Source organism: Variovorax sp. 20P10.2.4 (genome assembly GCF_058244205.1).
Genome location: NZ_JBZAYE010000697.1, coordinates 1 through 3,576 on the forward strand (window position 1 = coordinate 1; position 3,576 = coordinate 3,576).

General features: G+C 72.0%; 4 protein-coding genes. 1 reads left to right on the plus strand and 3 read right to left on the minus strand.

The window, feature by feature from the left end:
* The coding region (locus AC27VN_RS35825; protein WP_490879701.1) for a lipase secretion chaperone at nt 1–513 on the plus strand (513 nt) is incomplete at its 5' end.
* A gap of 6 nt (nt 514–519) precedes the next feature.
* On the opposite strand, the gene AC27VN_RS35830 is transcribed toward AC27VN_RS35825, so the two are convergent.
* From AC27VN_RS35830 to AC27VN_RS35840, 3 genes are read right to left on the minus strand one after another with little or no spacing between them, the layout of a single operon-like run.
* Entirely contained in the window at nt 520–1,875 is a 1,356-nt protein-coding gene (locus AC27VN_RS35830) for a sensor histidine kinase (protein WP_490879702.1), read from the minus strand.
* Nucleotides 1,865–2,542: a response regulator transcription factor gene (locus AC27VN_RS35835; protein WP_093339483.1), complete on the minus strand. Its 678-nt coding sequence runs from the start codon at nt 2,540–2,542 to the stop codon at nt 1,865–1,867. Before AC27VN_RS35835 ends, AC27VN_RS35830 begins: the two co-directional genes overlap by 11 nt.
* 15 nt (nt 2,543–2,557) lie before the next feature.
* Nucleotides 2,558–3,394 carry a MipA/OmpV family protein gene (locus AC27VN_RS35840; RefSeq protein ID WP_490879703.1) on the minus strand — a complete coding sequence of 279 codons (837 nt, stop codon included), beginning with the start codon at nt 3,392–3,394 and terminating at the stop codon, nt 2,558–2,560.
* Between the last annotated feature and the right edge of the window lie 182 nt (nt 3,395–3,576).

A 3,576-nucleotide genomic window follows, 5' to 3' on the forward strand; every position in this document is an offset into this window, starting at 1 on the left:
CGGGTGCGCGAACAGCACTTCATGCCCGACGAATACCAGGCGCTGTTCGGTGCCGACGACGACTTCGACCGCTACAGCCTCGCGCGGCTCGAGATCGAGCGCAACACCGCCCTCACGCCCGCGCAGCGCCAGGCCGCGCTCGAGGACAACGAGCGCAGTCTCGGCGAGACGCAGCGCGCCCAGCGCGCCCAGACCGTGGCCCAGCTCCAGGTGGCCTCGCAGACCGCGGCGCTCGAGGCGCGCGGCGCCAGCGACCAGGAACGCTTCGCCGAACGCAGCGCGCAGTACGGCGCGCCGGCCGCGCAGCAGCTCGCCCAGCTCGACCGCGAGGAGCGCGACTGGCAGGGGCGACTCGCGCAGTACGCGGCGCTGCAATCGGCCAAGGCCGATGCGCAGTCGCTCGAACAGATGAAGCAGCAGCTCTTCACGCCCGAGGAACGGATGCGGCTGGAAGCGGCGCTGCAGTTGCGCGCGCAGGCGGCGGCCGCGGCGCCGTCGATGACGCCGCGCTAGGACCTGCTAGGAGGCTTCGCGCGCAACCACGAACTCGGCCCCCGGCGCCGCGCTGCGCACCGTCAGTTGCCAGCCATGCGCGAGCGCGATCTCCTGGCAGATCGCGAGCCCCAGGCCCGAGCCTTCGTCGCGCCGTCCGGCGCCGCGCCAGAAGCGCTCGAAGACTTTCGGCAACTCGGTGGCGCTCAGCCCGGGCCCCTGGTCGCGCACCGAGATTCGCTGCTCATCGGCCACCAGCCGCACCGTCGCGTTCGGCGGCGAATGCTGGATCGCGTTCTCGAGCAGGTTCTTCAGCAGCGTGAACAGCGCGCCGCGGTCGGCGCGCCAGCCGAGCGACTCGGAGGCCACGCGCAGGTCGAGCCGCACCCGGCGCCGCTCGGCCAGCCGCGCCAGGTAGTCACCCACCTCGTCGACCAGCGCGGCCAGGTGCACGAGGCCGATCTCGTAGTTGCGCAACTCGGTGGCCTCGGCCAGGTGCAGCAGCTGGTTGACGTGGCGCGCCATCTGGTCGACGTCGCGCAGCAGGGCCTCGCGATCGAAGCCGGCATCGCCCGCGCCATGCAGCTCGATCTGCGCGCGGATCAGCGCCAGCGGGGTCTTGAGCTCGTGCGCCACCGTGCCGAGGAAATCCTGCTGCGCGACATAGCCGCGCTCGAGCCGGTCGAGCGCGCGGTTGAAGGCCTCGATCAGCGGCAGCATCTCGGACGGCAGCCCGCGCACCTCGAGCCGCGCATCGAGCGTGCGCGGCGTGATGCAGGCGGCGCTGTCAGACGCCGCGCGCAGCGGCCGCAGCATGCGGCCCAGCGTGAAGTACATGGCGACGGCGAACACCAGCACCGAGGCCAGGCTCGCGAACAGCATGCCCTGCCCCAGCGCCGGCAGGCCGACGGCGCGCTCCATGACCTCGATGAAGCGCCGGCTGATCGCCACCTGCACGTACCAGCGCCGGCCGCCATGCTCGATGGCCTCGGTCGCGACCCGCATCGGCAGGCCGTCCGCCACCGCGTCGAAGGAGCGGCCTTCCGGCTCGAAGCTGCCGTGGTCCGCGCGCAGCGCCGCCAGGCCCTGCCCCGCGGGCAGCACGACCTGGCCCGCCGCGTCGAGCACGCGCACCGAGGTCTCGCGGCCCAGGCCCGCATAGAGCCACATCGCGAGGCGGGATTCGTCCAGGCCCACCGGCTGCCCGGCCGCGTCGAAGCGCAGCGCGCGAGCGATCAGGCGCGCATGGTTGGCGATGCTCTCGTTGAACACCTGGCCGCGCAGCGCGAACGCCACGGCACCGCCCGCGGCGATCAGCACGATGCACACGAGCACGCCCGCCACGTAAGTGACCAGCAGGCGCGTGCCGAGACTACGCGGCATCGCGAAGCGCATAGCCGTGGCCTCTCACGTTGGCGATCTGCAAGCGCGAGTCCACGGCCTGCAGCTTCCTGCGCAGCCGGTGCAGGGCCACGTCGAGCGCATTGGGCGTGACCGCTTCCGACAGGCCCCAGGCGGCCGACTCGAGCGCGCCGCGCCGCACGGTCTGCCCGCCGGCGCGCACCAGGCACAGCATGATCTGCAGCTCGGCCGGCGCCAGCGTGACCGCCTCGGGGCCGCAGGCCAGCGTGCCGCTGTCGGGCTGGATGCGGATGTCGCCATGGGCCGGCGACAGGCTCTGCAGCTGCACCGGCCGGCGCAGCAGCGCACGCACGCGCGCCACCAGTTCCTCCATCGAGAAGGGCTTGGCCAGGTAATCGTCGGCGCCCGATTCGAGGCCATCGACGCGGTCGTGCAGCGCATCGCGCGAGGTCAGCATCAGGCACGGGGTGCGCGTGCCGGCCGCGCGCAGCCGGCGCACCAGCTCCAGGCCGTCGCCGTCGGGCAGGCCGCGGTCGACCACCAGCGCCGCATAGGCGGTGTCGCGCAGCGCATGCGCGGCGCTGTCGATGCGACCGAAGACGTCGGCCTCGATGCCCGCGCCCGACAGCGCCTTGCAGACCAGCGCGGCCATGCGTTCGTGGTCTTCGATCAGCGCGATCCGGTTCATGCGCCCGAGGATGCCTCAGAAACGGTAGAGATAGCCGACCGACGCCGAACCCAGGCTGGAGCGGTTCACCAGCGGGCTGTTCTTGATCTGCTTGCCCAGCTGGGTGGAACCGACGTCGAGGAACACCGACTGGTGGCGGTCGATGGCATAGCCCACGCGCAGGCCGATCTCGGTGTTGACGCTCGAGCGGCCCAGGTAGAGCGGACGCCCGATGCGAACCTCCTGCGCGCGCACGCCGTAGTAGTAGTCGACGTACTTGTCGTCGACCCACACGGCCTCGAGGCGCGGCGTGAAGGTGAAGCGGCCGGCGCGGAAGTCGCGCTGCACGCCCAGGCGCAGGTGCTGGCCCTTGCTCTTGCCCGAGGCATCGCCGAGCCATTCGAGCGAGACGTCGGCCAGCTCGTTGCGCCAGACGAGGCCGGCGCCGAGCCAGATGCTGCCCTTGCGCTCCTCCATGCCCGAGAGCGCGGGCGCATCGTCGGGCTTGTAGCCACCCAGGCCGTAGCGGGCGCGCAGGCCGAAGGACAGCGAGGAGCGGCCGCCCAGCTCGAGCGCCGGCAGCTTGAGTTCCGCGCCGGTGCCGAACACGCGTACATGGCGGTTCTCGAAGTAGACCAGCGGCAGGCCCTGCGACTTGTTGCCGGCGTCGGTGTAGGGCTGCTGCCTGACGCCGGCGGCGAGGCCCAGGCCCCAGCGGGCGCGGTCGTCGGACGGGGCGGCGGAAGGCTCGGCGAGCGGCTGTTCGAGGGCCGTGTCCTGTGCCCAGGCGGGCACGGCCCACGGGGTCAGCGACAGGCCCGCGAGCACGGGCAGGCAACGGGAGAAGGAAGAGAGCGAGGAAGCACGCGGCATGGCGAAGCCAATCGGGTTGTCAGGGAAGCCCGGATGCTCGATGCGGCAGTCTTACCGCGGTCTTACCGGCCCGCGTCCGTACGGTAAGCCCGCGGAAAGACAGGCGGGCCGAGGATGCGCGCCTCTTTCGAACCGGAGCCGCCGATGCCCATGCTTTTGTTGACCCCACATCCGGCTGCGCG

Bases quoted from the DNA above. Each gene is read 5' to 3' on its own strand.
- AC27VN_RS35830 (WP_490879702.1), bottom strand. From the start codon at position 1,875: ATGCCGCGTAGTCTCGGCACGCGCCTGCTGGTCACTTACGTGGCGGGC.
- AC27VN_RS35835 (WP_093339483.1), bottom strand. From the start codon at position 2,542: ATGAACCGGATCGCGCTGATCGAAGACCACGAACGCATGGCCGCGCTG.
- AC27VN_RS35840 (WP_490879703.1), bottom strand. From the start codon at position 3,394: ATGCCGCGTGCTTCCTCGCTCTCTTCCTTCTCCCGTTGCCTGCCCGTG.